We start from the raw sequence: 20,120 nt of genomic DNA, 5'->3' as shown, positions 1-20,120 counted from the left end.
GACTTAGGCCTCCCCTGCTTTCAAGTTAGTAATGAAAGACCCATAGCCCTGCTCGCCGAGCCAGAACTTGATCATGTTATCAACGCCATTGGTGGTTAAGGTTGCACCACTTAAGCCGTCAATTTTAGATTCAGCACGAGGAGTGTTTGGGCCAACCTGACCTTTAATCACTTCAAGAGCAACCGAACCGTCGGCAGCAAAAACTTGCTTACCAGGCCACAAAGCTTTCCAGTTAGGGTTATCAACCTCACCACCCAAACCTGGTGTTTCACCATGCTCGTAGTAACCAATACCCACAACCGTTTGCAAATCTTTCTCTAAAGCAAGAAAGCCATAAAGAGTTGACCACAAACCATAACCGCGAATAGGCAAGATGATTTTGTCTAAATTACCCTTAGCATCATTAACCAAAAACACCTGAGCATAAAACTCTTCACGCTTAATACCAGCGATGTCTTCTTTCTTATTCAAAGCAACAGAAAGCTTGGGATCTTTCGCCGCCTTGCGCTGATCGTAAGCCTGGCCATCAAGGTCAGAGCTATACTTACCAGTACGCAGATCAACAATACGACTTTCAACTTGCTCAAACTGCTTAGCAACCGACTCACCTTCTTTATATAGGCCAGCAGCCATAAGGATATTGCGGTTGTAATCAAGCTGCTTATTAGCTTCTTGCATTGGTTTCAAAGCTACAGATGCAGCCGAAACAATGATGGAACAAACGATACACAAAGCGAGTGTAACGATGACCGTTTTCTTAATAGTATCGTTATTAGCCACGAGCCAATCTCCTCTTAATGTTCGACTTCACAACAAAGTGGTCGATCAGTGGGGCAAAAATATTGGCAAACAAAATGGCCAGCATCATACCTTCTGGGAAGGCTGGGTTTACGACACGAATCGTCACCACCATAAAGCCGATAAGGCCACCAAACCACCACTTACCAGCATTGGTCATTGACGCTGATACAGGATCTGTTGCCATGAAGATGGCACCAAAAGCCCAACCACCAATAACAAAGTGCCAGTAAAACGGCATGTCGAACATCAGGTTCGTGCTGTCGGGGCTAGCTAATGCGCTGTAAAGCACGGCGGTCACAGTAGTGCCAATTGCAACACCGGCAATAATACGGAACGAAGCAATGCCCATTACCATCAACGCGGCACCACCAATAAAGATCGCCAGAGCACTTACCTCACCAATAGAGCCATGCATGTTACCTACAAAGGCATCCATCCAAGTCATTTGCTGCTGAAGCGCGTCCATACCTTGCTGAGCAGCAACAGATAGTGCTGTTGCGCCGGTATAACCATCAACACCCGTCCATACAGTATCGCCACTCATAGAAGCAGGATAAGCAAAGAACAAGAACGCTCGGCCGGTTAATGCTGGGTTTAAGAAGTTTTTACCAGTACCACCAAAAACTTCCTTACCAATCACCACACCAAAGCTAATACCCAAAGCGGCTTGCCACAAAGGAATACTTGGAGGGCAGATAAGAGCAAACAGGATAGAGGTTACAAAGAAACCTTCGTTTACTTCATGACCACGTTTCATGGCAAACAGCACTTCCCAAAAACCACCAACAATAAAGACGGTCATATAGATAGGAAGGAAGAATGCAGCTCCGTAAACAAAGTTATCCCAAATACTCGCAGGGTCATGACCAGCCAAAAGGCCAATTAAGCTTCCGCGCCAACCTTCAATGCCGGTAGCGCCCATTTCTGCAAGAATGGTATTACTTTGGAAACCAAGGTTGTACATGCCCCAAAGCATCGCAGGGAAAGTACAAGCCCAAACCGTAATCATAATACGCTTAAGGTCGATACCATCGCGCACATGAGCATTAGCTAGGGTTTTATCGTTTGGCTGGAATAAACCTGTATCAATCGCTTCGTAAAGCGCATACCAGCTTTCCAACTTACCGCCTTTAAGGAAGTGCGGCTCCATTTTGTCAAAGGTATTTCGTAAGAACTTCACAATTAACCCTCCTTCTCGATCGTCGTCAGGTTATCGCGAAGAAGAGGACCGTACTCATACTTGCCAGGGCAAACATAAGTGCACAGTGCTAAATCTTCTTCATCGAGCTCCAAGCAGCCAAGCTGCTGCGCAGTTTCGGTATCACCAACAATAATTGCGCGAAGCAATTGAGTTGGAAGAATATCGAGAGGCATCACACGCTCATATGCGCCTACCGGCACCATTGCACGCTCTGAACCCATTGCCGAAGTAGTAAAGTTAAATTTCTTACCACCCAATAAACGGCTTAGGTAGATAGGCATCACAGAGAAGCGATTCAAACCTAAAGTGAAATAGTGCAGCATTGGGCGTTCGTTACCCTCTTCCAGCACAGTCACTTGGTTTGCGTAACGACCTAGATATGCAGTGGTACCTGATGCAGTTGAACCACCAAAAACAGAGCCACTAATGACACGGTTTTCACCAGCTTTCAACTCACCTGCACATAAAGTGTCAAGGCTCGCACCAACTCGGGTACGAAGCAAACGAGGTTTTTCAACTTGAGGGCCAGCCAAAGACACAACACGATCAACATTTAGTTGGCCGGTAGTGAATAGCTCACCCATAGCAATGACATCTTGGTAACCAACAGACCAGTTCACCTTAGCTTCACTAACTGGGGCAAGAAAATGCATTTGAGTACCGACATTTCCGGCAGGATGCTTGCCCGCAAAAGCAGTCAGCTCGACACCAGCAGGAGCCGAAGGCGCCTTACCCGGAGCGTGAGCAACAAATACCTTACCGTCAGTCAAACGTGAAAGCACGCTCAAACCGTTGCTAAAAGCATCCGCTTTTTCAGCAATAACTAACGCTGCATCAGCAGCCAAAGGATTGGTATCCAAGGCTGAAACAAAGACATTAGCAGGCACAGCATCAACAGCTGGAACCTTACTGAAAGGACGAGTACGAATTGCAGTCCAAAGACCGGAATCGACAAGGTTGCTAACAACTTTGTCTCTCTCCAAGCTTGATAACGCAGCGGCATCATAGCTTGCAAAGCTCTCGGCATCCTCGCCATCCACATCGATTACGATGCTTTCAAATACACGGCGCTCACCACGGTTAATAGCGGCAACGGTACCTGCGGCAGGTGAAGTGTATTTCACGCCTTCGGTTTTCTTGTCCGTAAAAAGAACTTGTCCTACCTTGACCTTGTCACCAACTTGAACGTTCATAGTTGGTTTCATGCCATGGTAGTCAAACCCTATTACGGCAACAGAACGAATGGTCGGCCCATCTTCAATGGTTTGCGTTGGCGCACCAGAGATAGGCAGATCCAATCCGCGACGGATTGTAATCATATCGTCTCAGCCTAAAAAGTTATTTATATTATGGAATGTGAAAGAAGCTCAGATTAAGGATTGAACAGCTGCTGATCGCACTCATTAAGCACAGAAAACAAACTTTCAATCATTAATCTGAGCCACTTCAAAATTAAACCGGTTTAACAGACCGAAAAACCGCTCACAAACCAAGCGAATTGCGCTAATTTTAGACGAAACATCCTACATCCGCCTTACACACGCAAAAAGCCGCGCACATTATAGGGATGACAAAGAAGTAACACCAGTAATGCTAAGCTTTTATTTCATCATTTTCATCCCCCCACACAAGGCATAAATTTATTGCACAAAGTTATCAAGGAGCTTTGGCTAATTGCTCTTGCCAACGTTACAATTGCGGCCTGATCAATCAAGGCCCGAGGCCAATGAAAGCACTTCACACAGCCCCCGAACTTCCTCCAGCTCAACAGCGCCATTACTGGCACAACCTGAATCTCAGTAGCGCTGCGCTCGTTATCAGCAAGGCACTAAGTCAGCAAAAACATAATGCTCTCATTGTTTGCCCCTCTATGCTGATTGCCGACCGTTTACACAATGAGCTAGAAAGCATGCTACAGGGCGCTGAACATAAACCCTTGTTGCAGCAATTTCCTGACTGGGAAACCCTACCCTACGACAACTTCAGCCCGCATCAGGATATTATTTCTGATCGCCTGCGCTGCCTTTACGAACTCTGCTTTAGTGAGAACAACTGCGTCATTGTCTCAGCACAAACCCTACTGCAAAGACTGGTGCCTACCAGCTACTTAAAAGCCAAATCACTACGTGTTCGCAAAGGCCAGATAGTTAAACGCGAACCCTTTTGCCAAAGCCTTGTAGAAGCAGGCTATTTAAGAGTCGACACAGTTTTTCAACACGGTGAATTTGCCGTACGTGGATCGCTTGTTGATATTTTCCCCATGGGCGCAGATGAAGCGTTTCGCATAGAATTTTTTGATGATGAAATCGATAGCCTCCGAAAATTCGACCCAGAAAGCCAACGCAGTGCCGAGCAAGTAGAAAAAATTGAGTTACTTCCTGGGCGAGAGTGCCCGCTCGACAAAGAAGGCATAAGTACCTTTAAAGACAACTGGTTTAATCACTTTGATGTAGACCACCGCCAATGCTCCGTCTTTCAAGATATTACAGATGGTGTGCCTGCAGCGGGAATAGAATATTACAGCGCTTTATTTTTTGAAAAGCTGGCCAGTCTATTCGACTACTTACCCACAAATACGCAAATCTATAGCTTTAACGGCACCGATAAAGCATTTGAAGATCACTGGCGTGATGTTAGCGAGCGCTACGAAAGCCGCCGCGGCGATGTTCAGCGCCCCGTACTTCCACCGGAAGAAATATATCTACCTATTAATGAGTGCTTCTCACAATTAAAGCGCCATACACGCATTATTATTGATGAAGACAAAAGCCCTGAAAACAAGGCCGGCCACTTTGACTTTGCTCGTAGCGCTATGCCGAAGCTTGCCATCGACAGCCAAGCCAGCAACCCCCTACACCGTCTCGAACATTTTTTAACTGAAACCAATAAACGCGTTTTACTATGTGCTGAGAGTGAAGGTCGCCGCGAAGTCATTAAAGAACAGCTGGCCAAAATTGATGTAGAAGCGGATGAGCTAGATAGCATTTGCGCTTTTTTAGCATCAACAAGCACCATTGCCATTACCGTTGCCGACTTAAGTGATGGCATCAATAGCAGCCATGATGATTTTATTATCATCAATGAGAATGCGCTATTTAGCGGCCGAGTCAAACAGAGCCGACGACGCCGTAAAGAACAAGACGACAGCGACAACATAGTCAAAAACCTAACCGAATTAAAGCTAGGCGCAGCTGTTGTGCATATTGAGCACGGAGTTGGGCGTTATCGAGGCTTAGAAACCATCAGCGTTGATAGCCAAGCAGAAGAGTATTTAACCCTTGAGTACGCCAACGAAGCCAAACTCTATGTACCGGTTGCTGATCTACACCTAATCAGCCGCTACAGCGCTGCTGATGAAGCCATCGCGCCTCTGCATAAACTAGGCACAGAAACATGGAGCAAAGCCAAGAAAAAAGCGGCAGAACAAATCAACGATGTCGCAGCTGAGCTTTTACATATATACGCCCTGCGTAAAGCGCGCAAGGGATTCAGTCACCGCTTAGAGCCTGGTGATTACGAGCGTTTTTCAACTGAATTTTCATTTGAAGAAACACCCGATCAAGAAGCTGCCATTGCAGCAGTAAGAGCCGATATGCTCAGTCCTCAACCTATGGATAGACTCGTTTGTGGCGATGTCGGTTTTGGTAAAACCGAAGTCGCCATGCGCGCAGCTTTTATTGCCGTACAAAACAACAAGCAAGTAGCGGTACTAGTGCCAACCACACTGCTTGCCCAACAGCATTTTGATAATTTCAAAGACCGCTTCGCCAATTGGCCGGTCAATGTGGAAGTTATTTCCCGTTTTAAAAGCGGTAAAGAAAGTAACGAGGTCATCAAACGCATAGAAAACGGTCAAGTTGATATTGTCATTGGTACCCATAAGCTAATTATGGGAGACATTAATTTCGATAGACTTGGGCTTGTGATTATCGATGAAGAGCACCGCTTTGGCGTCAAACAAAAAGAAGCTCTTAAATCGGTGCGCACGGAAGTTGATATTCTCAACTTAACCGCCACCCCTATTCCACGAACATTGAACATGGCTATGGGTGGCATTCGCGATTTAAGCATTATCGCGACACCACCAGCAAAACGTCTGTCTGTAAAAACCTTTGTTCGCGAACACGACAACGGTTTAATTAAAGAAGCCATTACTCGTGAAATCATGCGTGGCGGTCAGGTGTATTACCTTCACAACGAAGTGAAGAGCATAGAAAAAACAGCCAAAGACCTTGCCGAGCTCGTACCAGATGCACGTATAGAAATTGGCCACGGGCAAATGCGCGAACGCGAACTCGAAGCGGTTATGAGTGATTTTTACCACAAGCGTTTTAATATCCTTGTGTGTACCACCATTATTGAAACGGGTATCGATGTACCCTCTGCCAATACCATTATTATCGACAGAGCTGATAAATTTGGCTTGGCCCAGCTTCACCAATTACGTGGCCGTGTTGGCCGCTCCCACCACCAAGCCTACGCTTATTTACTCAGCCCCAATAAGCGCGCATTAAGCACCGATGCAGTAAAGCGACTTGAGGCAATAGAGGAAGCTCAAGACTTGGGCGCAGGCTTCACCCTTGCCTCTCACGACCTTGAAATCCGAGGTGCTGGTGAGCTCTTAGGTGATGGTCAAAGTGGGCAAATGCACGCCGTGGGTTTTACGCTCTATATGGATATGCTCGATCGAGCAGTTAAAGCCATTAAAAAAGGCGAGAAAATCGACCTCGAGAAACCCATCCAGCTCAATGCAGAAATCAACTTACGCATTCCTGCTTTGATACCAGAAGACTACCTGCCCGACGTCAGTCTTCGCCTGCAGCTTTACAAACGCTTAAGTTCGGCCAGCGATGAGCAAGCACTTGAGCAGCTGCAAGTTGAAATGATCGATCGTTTTGGTTTATTGCCTGAGCCACTTAAAAACCTCTTCCGGGTTAGCCGTTTACGACTAGCCAGTGATAAGCTCGGCATAAGTCGCATTGAGGGTAATGCCCGAGGCGGAAAAATTGAATTCTCTGCCGAAACACAAGTCGACCCACTAGCAATTGTAAAACTGGTTCAAACACAGCCACAAAATTACAAACTTGTCGGCGCAAACCAATTACAATTTATGATTGCCAGCGATAATGCAGACAAACGCATTAAAACCGTCAACACGTTATTAGAGACCTTAAGCAAGGCCAGTTAAGCATGAAGCGTATTTTAAATCATTTTCACACAACACTTATAAGCGCTGTTATAGCAAGCAGCATCAGTGCGCTTACTCAAGCCCAGGATAATCAGCATGAAGGCTTATATCAGGTTGAAATGATTGTTTTTGAACGAATCCAAAGCAATACCGATGAGCAATGGCCCAACAATTTGGTTTTGCATTATCCGCTTAACACTGAAGTACTCATAACAGACGATATAAAACAAAGGCCAAGCGATGAGCTGGAGCAAACGGCCTTAACTCAAGAGACATCAACCAATAATGAGCCTGTTGATACAAATAACACAGATGCCCCATATAAAGTACTAGAGAAAGAACTAAGACAATTAAACAAAGAAGCGGCCAAACTAAATCGAGGCTCTTACAAGGTTCTATTTCATGAGGCGTGGCGCCAACCCGTTACAGACAAGCAAAGCAGCAACGCCGTACTGATAACAGGCGGAGCCATGTTCGATGGCCATTATGAACTAGAAGGCCATATAGAAATCAGCGTACACCGCTACCTTCATCTTGAAACAGATTTATGGCGTAGTGACTTTAGTTTAAATTACGGCCAAGAGCATACTTATTGGCCTTCGCTTCCCACAAGGCCAATAAGAAAAGTGGCTCATACTGAACTTGATAGCACTGATACAAATAATGAGGCTAGCTATAAAAATATCAATTTAGAGTCTCTGTCGATTAACAGCACACTCAACGATATAAACAAACCCGCTGAAAACGACCCTTTTCAACTCAACGACCTAGAGCTTAGTAGCGGCTCCAGATCAGCCAATGGAAAGCAACTGCATACCCTAGAGAGCATGAGTGAAAGCCCCTATGTGCTAAACAACATAATCACGCTTCGCCAAAAGCGCCGAATGCGCAGCGCCGAAACACACTATATAGACCACCCTCGCCTAGGCATGCTTATTCATATCACGCCATATGAATTATTTAGCGAACGAGATCAAACAGAAAACAACAGTGAGTTGAGTAATTAAAAGGCGCCCAACAGCACTAAAGATTTAAAGCAGAAATAAATGCAGGTAGTAATTGTTTAAATTTAACAACCGCTGCCTGCATTGTTTTTTCTATTTCTTCGATGCAAAGCTGCTCCTCATACAAACCTGCGGCCCAATTAACACTTAAGCACAATGAGGCATAAGCCAAACCCTGCTCACGTGCAAGCCCAGCCTCAGGCATCAATGTCATACCTACAAGATCACAGCCATCATTTTTTAAACGTCTAATCTCGGCTGCCGTCTCTAAGCGAGGCCCCTGAACACACGCATAACAGCCCCCGTCATGAACAAGTAACTTCTCGCCTTTTGCAGCCTTTAATACAGCTTCACGTATGGGTTGATCAAAAGGCTGCGTAAAATCGATATGACTCAGAGTATGATTAAACTCATCAAAAAAAGTATGCTGCCTACCCCAACTGTAATCTATCAACTGATCAGGCAGCACTAAAGTCAAAGGCGCTGCAAACCTTGCAATGCCACCGACGGCATTACTCGCAAGTATATGAGTAACCCCCAATTGTTTAAGCGCGTAGATATTAGCTCTGTAGTTAATACGATGAGGTGGCACATTGTGCGACGCCCCATGACGACACAAAAAATTAAGCTCGCGCCCAGCGAACTTACCTTGCTTTACCTTTACATCACCATAAGGCGTAGCAACCGTTAAGGTTTTTGCATTGGTGAATGTATGCCCATGTTCAGCAGTGCTTGCTAAATCATAAAGCCCCGAACCACCGATAACCGCCAAAGTCATGCTGGCAAATCTCCTACACCTATATTTTTATTTAATGATGGTTTAGCCTCAGAAAGCTCAATAGGTTCAGAAGAAAGGTGCACAGTACGTGTCGGAAATGCACACTCGGCACCATTAGCCTCAATAATATTTAAAACCTTTAACAATACATCCTGCTTATGTTCATGAAACTCAACCCAATTCGTTGTTTTAGTAAAACAATAAATCATAAAATCTAACGAAGAGCTCGAAAAGGCATCAAAATTAACAATCAACGTTGTTGTGTGATCAATAGCCTCGTGCTGTTTAAGCATGATTTTAACTTGCTCGACAATAGCAGCCATTTGGGCGGCATCATCATAACGAATGCCAATAAACTCTTTTATTCGTCGATTAGTCATACGCGAAGGGTTTTCAACAGAGATTTGAGTAAAGGTTGCATTCGGCACATAAAGAGGTCGTTTATCAAAGGTGCGAATACGGGTTAAGCGCCAGCCAATATTTTCAACGGTACCCTCAATATCTTTATCCGGTGAACGCACCCAATCCCCCACCCTAAATGGTCGATCTAAATAAATCATTAAACCACCAAAAAAGTTGGCCAACAGATCTTTGGCAGCAAAACCAACAGCAATGCCCCCTATCCCACCAAAGGCCAATATTCCGCGTATCTCGACCTTAAAATACTGTAGCAAGATAAGCGTCGAAGTAATCATCACCGATACACGTAGCAGCTTACCTATTGCCGATGCCGTAGTTTCATCAACTGGCTGAAAGCAAAACTCAGGATTAGCAAAGTTTTTTTCAGCCTTGCGAATAAAGGTCAATAAAAACCAATTCACAATCAAAACAGATAACACATACCTTAATGATCCAATCGAGTTCAAAACAATGGAGTCGCTTTGGCTGGCAGCAATATCACCAGCGGCGCTTAAACCAAACACCCAAATTAACCACTTTAAGGGCCGCTGCAAGCTAAAAAACAAAGCGTCATCCCAGACCGTTTTAGTTTTTAGCGCTTTTGTAGATGCAGTTTTTAATAATTTAGAAGCGACGTAAGCACTTAATAGTGTCAAAAAAACCACAACAAAGGATTCAATAATCCACGAGTTATTCGCACCAACAAGTTCGGCCATACGAGCAACCATGTTCTGATAAACGCTTTCCACAAAGCCCCCTAAATTAACTACAGTTTTGAAATTAAATGTTCGACAAGGTCAAGCTCATCGGCCTTAAGCACCGATGCCCCAGGCAATTGCGTCGGTGATTTACGCATTTTATCCAATAGACCAAGATCACCTATATCACATGCTTCCATATATTCTAGAGCTTGCTCGGCACCTTGGCGCTGGTTGCATATAAGAACCACGTCACAGCCTGCATTAATTGCCTTGCTAACACGCACATCATAAGTATCAGATTGATCACTGGCATGGCCTTCAGCACCTTTCATGCTTAAGTCATCACTAAAAACTAAACCGTCAAAGCCTAACTGTTCACGTAATACCTTTTGTATCCAAAAGCGAGAATAACTAACAGGCTCTTCGTCCAGCTCTGGGAACTGAATGTGTGCCGTCATCACAGCATCATAATGCCTGCTAAGCTGCTTAAAAGGCTGTAAATCGGTTTGCTCAATAAGCTCAAACGAGCGCTTATCAATAGGTAGCTCAAGGTGACTATCCTCTATCACCCCTCCATGCCCAGGAAAATGCTTTGCGGTCGCTTTCATACCCGCACTGTGCATACCTTCAATAAACTTTTTTGCCAAAGCCGTTACATGCTCGGCATCACCAGAAAAGGCTCTGTCGCCGATAACTTGGCTTTGTAAATCGGCCAAGTCCAGTACCGGTGCAAAACTAAAATCGAGCCCTACATCGCATAGCTCGGCTGCCATAACATGGCCAAGCGCCTTAGCCTCAAGCAAAGCCTGCTCTTGATTGGCGATAAAACGCTCAGCCAAGCAATGCATAGGTGGCAAGTGCGTAAAGCCCTCTCGAAAGCGCTGGACACGGCCTCCCTCATGATCAACGCAAACTAACAAATCCTCACGGACCTCGCGGATACAGCGAACCAAATCCCTAAGCTGTTGCTTAGATTCATAGTTGCGAGAGAAAAGAATAAGCCCCCCTAGTCGTGGGTGGCGAAGCACATCCCGATCAACCTCATCGAGCTCAATACCGGCTAAATCCGCAATCAGCGGGCCTGGCTTAGTCATATATACATCCTAGTGAAATCAAACAACAGCCATTGATCAGCTTGTTAGCCTGCTCCAAAGAGCGCGGTCTATTACATTAACATTGACTAAATCTGGAGCAGCCTGCTTACCAAGTGCCACAAGCAGGTATTAGAACAAGAGCTTATTAGACGAATTTCCTCTTATATTACAACGAATTATCGTTTTTACTTTTAAAAAATCAACGCTCATGCCAACAGTGTTAAAAATAGGCATACAAATTCAATAACTTAGCCGATTTTGCTTAACATCAAGCACCTAAACACTCCGCCTGCAAGTGCTTTATTTATTGCTGCAACGCGCTTAAAACAGTGGTAATTTTAAATCGAAGGCAAGACGAAAACAGCTGTACCCTTGACAACCATAGCTCTGACAAATTGAGAGCTTAAACACAAAACAGGAGTAATTTAACTCAAGGGATTCGGATCGGAAGCCAACACAACTCGACCAGCCTTCGTTTATTAGCTAACGGCCATCTTGGCCAAGCACAATGACGTTATGGAGGCATGCATATGGCATCCTACTACCCCTTAGTTGGGACTTGGTATCGAGACCAAGAAACACAACAACGTTTTGAAGTTGTTGCCATTGATGAAAAGCAACGCACGATTGAAATCCAATACTTTGATGGCGATATCAGCGAATTCGACATTGAATCCTGGGGCAGCCTTAGCGCGATTGAGACCGATGCGCCAGAAGAAGCCTATTCAAGTTTAGAAGGCGTATCCCCCTTTGCTGACAATGGCGATAGCCATTATTTATACGCAAACCCACTGGAATCAATTGAGCCCGACAGCTTTACAGGTTACGACGACCCTTTTTAAGGCAAACTAAGGCCTTAGCTTCAGTAACAGCCCTGAGTGAGATGAACTTTTTTCACTCAGGCTATTGCACTGTATAAAACACTGTATATAATCAGTTTGACTGTATAAAACAACAGTGTGACAGGAAGCAAGGCTATATGACCAAGTTAACGGCTCGCCAACAACAAATATTCGACCTTATTAAGTCCCATATAGACGATACAGGTTACCCGCCTACTCGTGCCGAAATTGCACAAGTGTTTGGCTTTCGCTCGGCCAATGCTGCCGAAGAGCACCTAAAAGCACTCGCACGAAAAGGGGTGATTGAGATGGTGCCAGGAGCTAGCCGAGGTATTCGCCTACCAGATCACCACACTGGCATCCCTCTAGTTGGTCGTGTTGCAGCAGGCAACCCAATCCTAGCTGAACAGAATATCGAAGAGCATGTACAAATCGCTGAAGGCCTCTTCCACCCTCAAGCCGACTACCTTCTGACGATTCATGGAATGAGCATGAAAGACGCAGGTATTTTTGATGGTGACTTACTTGCAGTTCACAGCACCGATCAGGCTCGAAACGGGCAAATTGTTGTCGCTAGAATAGAAGATGAAGTCACGGTGAAACGCTTCCGCCGTGAAGGCAACAATTCAGTCGTTGAACTTTGGCCGGAAAACCAAGACTTTGAAGTGATTAAAGTCGACTTGCGCGACGCCAACTTTGCGATTGAAGGTTTAAGCGTTGGCGTCATTCGCCGAGGACTGCACTAATGTTAGCCCGACAACACAGCCAGCTATCTGAGCCAGGCCTCAGTGAGCTTATCGTACCCGCTTGGCAAGAAACAACGGCCGAGCTCACCATGCCCATGCTTGCCCATTTAAGCCATCAATCAGGCAATCGCTGGCTAACATGGATTGGTTCTAAACTGCCAAGCAAAACCGAGCTTGATGCTTATGGCTTTAATCAAAGAACATTGCGATTAATGCGAAGCAAAGATGATGCTGAGAACCTTTGGATGATGTGGGAAACACTCAATACAGGCACATCTGCTTTTGTTGTTGCCTTCTTTGACGATAAAAACTGCCGTATTCATCGCCAAGAGCGAAGCCATCTAGAGCAAGCGTGCTATAGCGGTAATGCTCGAGCACTACTCATTCAACAGCCAAGCACGTCATAACCGAGTTTTCTCTCAATAATAAAAAAGCCGCATAGAGTATGTTCATACGGCTTTTTTTATTCGTTTAGCTTGCAACTTATTACGAGTTGCAAGCTAAAAGCCAAACCTTACTTATCAGCAAGTGTTTTACTAACAACCTCAAATACGTCTTTAGACAAGCTTGGCTCTGCCTGAATACGCTCAAGCTGTTCTTTCATCAGAGCTTGGCGCACACCATCATAACGTCGCCATTGAGTCAGCGGTGTTAATAAACGTGAAGCAATTTGTGGATTTGCTTTATTCAAACGCAATATTTCATCAGCAAGGAAACGATAAGCCTCTCCGTTTTTCGCATGAAAACACCAAGTATTAGCATTACAAAAAACACCCACTAAAGAGCGAAGCTTATTTGGGTTTAAGGAATCAAAGGCCTCGTGCTTAAACAAAGCCTTAACATCATCTAAAGTTGATGCAGCGGCAACACTGGCTTGCACTGAAAACCAGTGATTCACAACCAGAGCCTCGTCTTTCCATTTCTCATAGAAAGAAACAAGAGCGCGCTCCCGCCTAGTAGTATTGTCCACTTCCATACAGTGAACTATCGCACGAAAAGCAGCTAGCTCGTCAGTCATATTGCTGGCCGCATGGAACTGTTCTTCAGCTAGAGACAAGCCCAGGGTTGAGCCATCTAAAGCCAGATAATGTAAGGCCTTATTTTTTAAACTGCGATTAGCAACACCTTGCGCATCTGCCGAATAAGGCTCATGAGCAAGTTCGTTTAAACGTTGATAACACGCTAAAAACTCAGGCTGAAGTGCCTTAGCTAACTCTAGCTCAAGCCAAGATCGAGCCTGATGTATGGCATCAACATCAACCTGGGTATCCAGTTCGGCTAAATATTTTTCATTAGGTAAGGTCAGCATCAACGCAAGCAAGGACAAATCTTGATCTTGATCGGCAAGAAGAGACGTGTACAACTCAAGTAAACGAGGATTTAAACTGGGTTTATTGCCCGCCTTAAATGTCGCCCGAATGGCGTTAATTTCTTGCAGCAAGAACTGCTGAGTAGCGTCCCAACGACAGAAACCATCGTCTTCATGCGCCATAATACGCAAGAGATCGTCTTCGCTATAAGCAAAACTTAACTTAACTGGCGCACTAAAACCTCGTAATAAACTAGGCACGGGCTGCTCGCAAACATCATTAAACACAATCGTTTGTTCAGCTTGGTCTATCTCAAGCATGAGCTTAGTATTGTCTTCCGACTCAGTATTCGTGAGGCCATCAACGTTAAGAGCCAACTTGCCTGCCTCACCCAATAAGCTGATATCAACAGGGATCAAGAATGGTTTTTTATACTCACACTCAGCAGTGACGCGACAGCTCTGCTTAAAATTCAAACTATAAGTACGCTGCTGCTCGTCATAGCTAGCACTAACACTTAATTCAGGTGTGGCTGCTTGCTTATACCAACGCATAAACTGAGTAAAGTCACGACCACTTACCTCGCTCATAACCGCAACAAAGTCTTCAATTGTCACCGCCTGACCATCGTGGCGCGAAAAATACAAATCCGACCCTAAGCGAAATTTCTCGGCACCCAATAAGTTATAAATCATGCGCACAATTTCAGCGCCCTTTTCATAAATGGTCAGGGTGTAGAAATTCGAAATTTCAATAAACGAGTCAGGTTGCACCGCATGCGCCATTGGCCCACCGTCTTCAGCAAACTGCAAAGACCTTAACAAGCTAACATCTTCAACACGTTTAACTGTTCGTGAGCCCATGTCAGCAGAGAACTCGGCATCACGAAATACGGTAAAACCTTCTTTTAGACTTAACTGAAACCAGTCACGACAAGTAACACGATTACCAGACCAGTTATGAAAATACTCGTGAGCAACAACCGCCTCGACACGCTGAAACTCAGCATCAGTCGTGGTTTCTTTCTTCGCAAGCACGCAAGAGGTATTAAAAATATTGAGGCCCTTATTCTCCATCGCCCCCATATTAAAATCATCAACAGCAACAATCATGTAAATATCAAGATCGTACTCTCGACCGTAAACACGCTCATCCCAAGCCATTGCATTTTTAAGGCTATCTAAAGCGTACTGACACTTATCTAAATCTTTATCTTCAACAAATAATCGCAAGAGCACATCGCGACCTGAATTCGTCGTGAAAAGATCATCAACATAACTCAAACGGCCTGCAACTAAGGCAAATAAATAACAAGGTTTTAAATGAGGGTCATGCCAGCTTACAAAATGGCGACCTGCTTCAAGCTCACCTCGTTCAAGCTCATTACCGTTAGATAAAAGCACAGGACAAGTCTGCTTATCTGCTTCGATACGAACACTAAACTCACTCATTACATCGGGTCGATCAAGGTAATAAGTAATGTTTCTGAAACCTTCTGCTTCGCACTGAGTACAGAGCATTAAGCGGCTTTGATACAAACCTTCTAGTGAGGTGTTTTTGGCCGGATAAATACGAGTGGTAATTTCTAATAAATGCTCATTAGCTAAACCTGATAAGGTCAAACCTTCTTTATCACAATGATAAGCCGTTTCATCTAAGTGCTGCCCATCTAAGGCCACACCCAGTAGTTCAAGTTCACCACCGTGCAAGAATAAACGATCATTATTAACCGTATGATTTTTACGCAGTTGTAATTTACTGCTTACATCCACATAAGTATCTTGAATATCAAAGTTGAGATCTGTTTTTACGATCCAGTAACTTGGCTGGCAATAGTCTTTTAAATAAATTTTTTGGGGTTCAGAGTTTTGCATACTAAGTCCACTTTATCTCTTCTATGTCATCCTTAGGGCCACAAGGATCTTCTTTGGGGGGGATATAGCCCGTACGCTCGTCTTCATTTAAGTGACGATGTTCAAAGATAATAATCGCCTGCATACAGGTTTCACGCTGCTCAGAGCTCAGAGCTTTACCATCAGGCCACTTACCTAGCTCAACCGCACGCTTAAAGCGCTCAATAATATCCACATCAAGCGCTTGTAAAAATTCTTCATTTAACATGCTTACTGCCCTGTCTAAAAATACTGTAATAAACCACTGCGTATAAACAACCTGAGATAAAGCCACCTAGGTGCGCCCAATTTGCAATGCCGCCATCGCTCAGCCAATCCAAGGCGCCCCAAAAACCCAAAGCCATAAATACAACAGAAAAAATAATAATACCTGGCTGCACCATGACCTCACGTCGCCCAAATAACCAATAGGCCACCGCTATAAAACCAAGGTAGCCATATACCACCCCAGATAAGCCTCCAAAATAAATACTTTGAACTAACTGATACTGCAAAACATTGCCCGAAATAGCCGTCACTAAAAAAAGCAACAAGTAATTCGATTTAGCTAAGGCAGGCTCAATCTTCTGACCCAACACCCATAGCCACATCGCATTCATAATGATGTGCACAGGACTAAAATGAAAAAAAGCGGGTGAGACTACACGCCAGTACTCATGACTTTGTTCGATCGAGTGCAAAGGAGCAAAGGCTAAGGCTGAAAAAAAAGCGCGACTTTGTAAGACATCAACAAAGAAATAGCCTAAACACCCCAGAATAATAAAACCCGTGGTCAGCGGTAAACGCATAAGAGCCGCTAAATCTAAAGAAGGAAGCAAGCTCGTTGCTCGGTGATTATGAGGTGTTTCCGCTTGAGCGCGCTCTATTTTAATGTCGCCCTTCAGCCATGCTGAAAAGAACTCGTCAAGCGCAGGCACGTGCTCTTGCTCGTTCAGCCAAAGTACTTGCTCATTGCCCTCTTCAGTAAAACGATGAGCAACACGCCGCTGATGCAATAAGGCGCTGACTAAAGCCAAATCCTGCTCGGCAGGAAAACGCCGATATTCAAACCATGCCATGGCTTACTCTTGCACCTCTGGATTCACATAAATCCATTGGAATTTATCATTACTCAAGTTTGCTTCACCATCAAAACGATAAGCCACTAAACGCCCATATTTTACAGCGCTGTAGTCTAAACACGCCAAGTTATCCGCTTGCACATGAGGTCCACCCTGCAACCAATAATGCCCAAAAAATAAGGGCACTTCTGTTGCGGGGTAACTGACTAATGCCGCTCTTTCTTCACGGCTCAAGGGCCTATCGATCAAGTCATCAGGCAAAGGGTCTGGCTGAAAAATAACATCCTGATAGGTTTTCGGCTCATTGGCCCAAAATTTCGTACGAAAAATAGTCCGTTTGATGCCGTCACGGCTAACGACATAACGATCATCGGGGTACTTCAAGCTCGTGCCTCGAGTTAAGCAATCCATGCTTTTTAATAACTCACGATCGCCATTAACTAGCTGCCCAAAAATATCTGCCAACACGACTTCTTTGCGCCCTGTCGCCCTCTGAGTATGAGCGACACTCTCATCATGCCAACAAGCATGTACCGCTCGGAAATGGCCACAGTCGAGGAACAAGGGTCTGGTCAGAAACCAACTTAAATAACTACGCCACTCTTCAGGGTAGGGAGCAAATTGAATTAAGGTTTCTTGAATCAAACGGTTATTGCGCTTGTCATGGCTGCGCATAAAACGAGGGTCACTGTGCGACTCAACCACCGTGGTATAAGCAACAGCATTAAATTCATGATTCCCAAGTATGCATTCAGCTTGGCCATTATCGACCATAGCGCGAACTATATTGAGCGCCTCTCGAATGCGTGGCCCCCTATCAATCACATCCCCAAGAAAAACCGCCCTGCGGCGCGGGTGAAACCACACCCCATCTTCACAGCGATAATCTAACTTAAGCAGCAGCCTCTCAAGTGTTAATGCACAACCGTGCACATCGCCGATAATATCAACACCTTCAAGTCCACCCTGCTCAAAAATGGCCATGCTCATGCTCAGTCGTGATTACCTCGCTGGCTTGCCCAACCGAGCTTACTTCGGCAGGTTTCAAAAAAGTTATGATCTTTAGGGTGGATCAAGCTTAAGCTTCGTTCAGATTTTTGAATTTCAACAACATCCCCAACCTCAGTCACAACATGTGTTTGGCCATCGCAGGTAACATGAGGGCTCAAATGATTGCTGTAACTAATAAAGATACGAATTTTGCTTTGGGCATTAACCACAATCGGACGACTGCTCAAGGTATGTGGATTCATTGGCACAATCGCAATGGCATCGAGACTTGGATGCATAATCGGCCCGCCGCCACTAAGTGCGTAAGCTGTCGAACCTGTAGGGGTCGAAACAATCAAACCGTCTGAGCGCTGACGACAGACAAACTCATCATCAATAAACAGTTCAAATTCAATCATGCGAATAAACTTGCCCGGATGCAATACCACATCATTTAAGCCGCAACCATGGGCAATAGTGGCATTGTTACGCTGTACACCAAGCTCAAGTAAAAAGCGTTTCTCATGCTCGTAGGCACCTTCAAGTACTTCGCCCACTTTATACTCAATCTCTTCAGGGCTGATATCCGTTAAGAAGCCCAAACGACCACGATTAATACCTAGTATTTTCACATTGTGCCCGGCAAAGGCACGTGCGGCCGCCAACAAACTGCCATCACCTCCAACCACAATAACTAGATCGCATACTTTGGCTAATTCACCACGGCTTTTAATAGGGAGCTTACACTCAGGCATTTCAAGTGACGTTTCCTCGTCCAAATACATCTGAACGTCACGCTTACTTAGGAAATCGATTAATCGATTAAGGGAGTACTTGGTCGATTCGCTATCTCGACGCCCAAGTAATCCAATATGTGAAAAGTGACTCATTGCTTATCCATTATTCTCATCTCTAGCACTGCTAGTCCGTTTCGACTGCACGCCCCTCGCGCAACACATAACAAGAACCCGCCTGCAAACTCGGAATATCAGTTTGATGGCGCAGCCCGCCCTGTAACGCAGCCACATTGTAGCCTTGTTGAGAGAGAAAGTGTGCCGCAGCACCACTCCTTACCCCACTTTCGCAATAAAATAGGTAGGCCTGCTGTTTATTTAGTAAGCGCTTTTTCATTGCCATGACACTTAAAGGCAAATTAGCCGCCTTCGGCAAATGACCCAAGCTGTATTCAGCGTCGCTGCGAACATCAACCAATACGTATTTTAAAGCGTCAGTTTGAGAAGCAGGCCAAGCCACTTCTGGAGCCTCAACCCGTTCGAATAAACTTAAAAAAGCCTGCTTATCCAAATAAAACAGCTCACCCTCACTGATAAATTGAACACTGGCATTTCTGGGGCGCTTATCAATAAGCGCATCCTCACCAAAACAACGCCCAGCGGAAATACTGGCTACGACTTGCTCAGCTTTTGCATCTTCACTACTTCGCAGAACCTGAGCCTCACCAGACTTTATAAAATAGCAGCCCCCACCTTCATCACCCTGCTGTATCACACGCTCACCCGCAGCTACTTTTTTCAGCTGCAACTTGCCGATTATGCAATTAGCATTAATGGGTGGAACTTTATAAAAAAGGTTGGAACTCAAAATCGTACTAATAAGTTCTACATCACCATCAAAACTCTGCAGTAAGTCAGGCTCACTCAGCATATAGTCGGTGAGCTGGCTGCGAGCCAAATGCTGCTGCAAAGCCTCATTCGGTAAACGTAAAACACACACATCCGTTTGAGCAACAACGCGTTGTAAATTATGTTGATGATGCCCCAAGGGCTCTAGTAATGGCTGCTCGCCGACGTTTTTTTCAAACCCATCAGCATCAATAACAAGAGCCGTACCACTTAACAAATAAATGCTATCGGCCTGCCCTTGTTCCGTATCAAACACAGCTTGCTGGGGCAGTAAGTAATCAACACGCGCAAGCTTAAATAACTCTTCAAGATGGCCATAGCGCAATGATTTAAGTGGCAGCAAAGCCCCTGCGCTATTAAGTGCTGCACGCACTGGTGGCGATAGCGGATCTACAATATTATTAACAAAAGCCATAAAAATTCCTTTATGAAGCAGGCCTATAATCGAC

The 20,120-nt window shown here is 45.0% G+C and carries 17 protein-coding genes; 5 read left to right on the top strand and 12 right to left on the bottom strand.

Annotated features, from left to right (window positions below; translation table 11 throughout):
• Positions 1-3: 3 nt before the first annotated feature.
• Genes AB1S55_RS12465 through AB1S55_RS12455 form a run of 3 tightly spaced genes read right to left on the bottom strand, consistent with a single transcriptional unit; the run spans position 4 to position 3,321 of the window.
• Positions 4-780: a Na(+)-translocating NADH-quinone reductase subunit C gene (locus AB1S55_RS12465; protein ID WP_370978507.1), complete on the bottom strand. Its 777-nt coding sequence runs from the start codon at positions 778-780 to the stop codon at positions 4-6.
• Positions 773-1,981 (bottom strand): NADH:ubiquinone reductase (Na(+)-transporting) subunit B, encoded by a 1,209-nt coding sequence (locus AB1S55_RS12460; protein WP_370978506.1) that lies wholly within the window; start codon positions 1,979-1,981, stop codon positions 773-775. Before AB1S55_RS12460 ends, AB1S55_RS12465 begins: the two co-directional genes overlap by 8 nt.
• A 2-nt stretch (positions 1,982-1,983) precedes the next feature.
• Positions 1,984-3,321, bottom strand: coding sequence for a Na(+)-translocating NADH-quinone reductase subunit A (locus tag AB1S55_RS12455; protein ID WP_370978505.1), 1,338 nt, complete (start codon positions 3,319-3,321; stop codon positions 1,984-1,986).
• Positions 3,322-3,728: 407 nt separating this feature from the next.
• Here AB1S55_RS12455 and mfd point away from each other — a divergent pair, with 407 nt between their 5' ends.
• The gene (gene mfd / locus AB1S55_RS12450) at positions 3,729-7,190 is read left to right on the top strand and encodes a transcription-repair coupling factor (protein WP_370978504.1); all 3,462 of its coding nucleotides are present in this window, start codon (positions 3,729-3,731) and stop codon (positions 7,188-7,190) included.
• Between the two features lie 2 nt (positions 7,191-7,192).
• Positions 7,193-8,197: a CsiV family protein gene (locus AB1S55_RS12445; protein WP_370978503.1), complete on the top strand. Its 1,005-nt coding sequence runs from the start codon at positions 7,193-7,195 to the stop codon at positions 8,195-8,197.
• 16 nt (positions 8,198-8,213) lie between these two features.
• On the opposite strand, the gene AB1S55_RS12440 is transcribed toward AB1S55_RS12445, so the two are convergent.
• From AB1S55_RS12440 to nagZ, 3 genes are read right to left on the bottom strand one after another with little or no spacing between them, the layout of a single operon-like run.
• On the bottom strand, positions 8,214-8,972 hold the full coding sequence (locus AB1S55_RS12440; protein WP_370978502.1) for an S-methyl-5'-thioinosine phosphorylase: 759 nt from the start codon (positions 8,970-8,972) through the stop codon (positions 8,214-8,216).
• On the bottom strand, positions 8,969-10,099 hold the full coding sequence (locus AB1S55_RS12435) for a mechanosensitive ion channel family protein (RefSeq protein WP_370981592.1): 1,131 nt from the start codon (positions 10,097-10,099) through the stop codon (positions 8,969-8,971). The genes AB1S55_RS12440 and AB1S55_RS12435 overlap by 4 nt, the downstream gene beginning before the upstream one ends.
• 38 nt (positions 10,100-10,137) lie before the next feature.
• Positions 10,138-11,166: a beta-N-acetylhexosaminidase gene (nagZ, locus tag AB1S55_RS12430; RefSeq protein WP_370978501.1), complete on the bottom strand. Its 1,029-nt coding sequence runs from the start codon at positions 11,164-11,166 to the stop codon at positions 10,138-10,140.
• A gap of 530 nt (positions 11,167-11,696) precedes the next feature.
• Between nagZ and AB1S55_RS12425 the strand changes: the two genes are divergently transcribed.
• The 3 genes from AB1S55_RS12425 to AB1S55_RS12415 all read left to right on the top strand — a co-directional run bounded on the left by AB1S55_RS12425 (position 11,697) and on the right by AB1S55_RS12415 (position 13,161).
• Complete coding sequence (locus tag AB1S55_RS12425; RefSeq protein ID WP_370978500.1) at positions 11,697-12,008, top strand: DUF6763 family protein; 312 nt, start codon at positions 11,697-11,699, stop codon at positions 12,006-12,008.
• Between the two features lie 137 nt (positions 12,009-12,145).
• Positions 12,146-12,754 (top strand): transcriptional repressor LexA, encoded by a 609-nt coding sequence (gene lexA / locus AB1S55_RS12420; RefSeq protein WP_370978499.1) that lies wholly within the window; start codon positions 12,146-12,148, stop codon positions 12,752-12,754.
• A complete protein-coding gene (locus tag AB1S55_RS12415; RefSeq protein ID WP_370978498.1) occupies positions 12,754-13,161 on the top strand; it encodes a hypothetical protein in 408 nt (135 codons plus the stop codon). Before lexA ends, AB1S55_RS12415 begins: the two co-directional genes overlap by 1 nt.
• 107 nt (positions 13,162-13,268) lie before the next feature.
• Here AB1S55_RS12415 and pepN read toward each other — a convergent pair whose 3' ends face one another.
• From pepN to AB1S55_RS12385, 6 genes are read right to left on the bottom strand one after another with little or no spacing between them, the layout of a single operon-like run.
• Complete coding sequence (gene pepN / locus AB1S55_RS12410) at positions 13,269-15,938, bottom strand: aminopeptidase N (RefSeq protein WP_370978497.1); 2,670 nt, start codon at positions 15,936-15,938, stop codon at positions 13,269-13,271.
• A gap of 1 nt (position 15,939) precedes the next feature.
• Positions 15,940-16,185 (bottom strand): YeaC family protein, encoded by a 246-nt coding sequence (locus AB1S55_RS12405; protein WP_370978496.1) that lies wholly within the window; start codon positions 16,183-16,185, stop codon positions 15,940-15,942.
• Positions 16,175-17,035 (bottom strand): rhomboid family intramembrane serine protease, encoded by an 861-nt coding sequence (locus tag AB1S55_RS12400; protein WP_370978495.1) that lies wholly within the window; start codon positions 17,033-17,035, stop codon positions 16,175-16,177. The genes AB1S55_RS12405 and AB1S55_RS12400 overlap by 11 nt, the downstream gene beginning before the upstream one ends.
• A gap of 3 nt (positions 17,036-17,038) precedes the next feature.
• Positions 17,039-18,028 carry a metallophosphoesterase gene (locus AB1S55_RS12395; RefSeq protein WP_370978494.1) on the bottom strand — a complete coding sequence of 330 codons (990 nt, stop codon included), beginning with the start codon at positions 18,026-18,028 and terminating at the stop codon, positions 17,039-17,041.
• A gap of 2 nt (positions 18,029-18,030) precedes the next feature.
• Positions 18,031-18,918 carry an NAD(+) kinase gene (locus AB1S55_RS12390; protein WP_370978493.1) on the bottom strand — a complete coding sequence of 296 codons (888 nt, stop codon included), beginning with the start codon at positions 18,916-18,918 and terminating at the stop codon, positions 18,031-18,033.
• Between the two features lie 31 nt (positions 18,919-18,949).
• Positions 18,950-20,086, bottom strand: a complete 1,137-nt coding sequence (locus tag AB1S55_RS12385; protein WP_370978492.1) for a cyclic nucleotide-binding domain-containing protein — start codon at positions 20,084-20,086, stop codon at positions 18,950-18,952.
• Positions 20,087-20,120: the final 34 nt, after the last annotated feature.

This window comes from Agaribacterium sp. ZY112 (assembly GCF_041346925.1).
In the GTDB taxonomy this organism is placed as follows: Bacteria; Pseudomonadota; Gammaproteobacteria; order Pseudomonadales; family Cellvibrionaceae; genus Agaribacterium.
The sequence above is the reverse complement of the archived record's forward strand: the minus strand, read 5'-3'. Positions and strand labels throughout refer to the sequence as shown.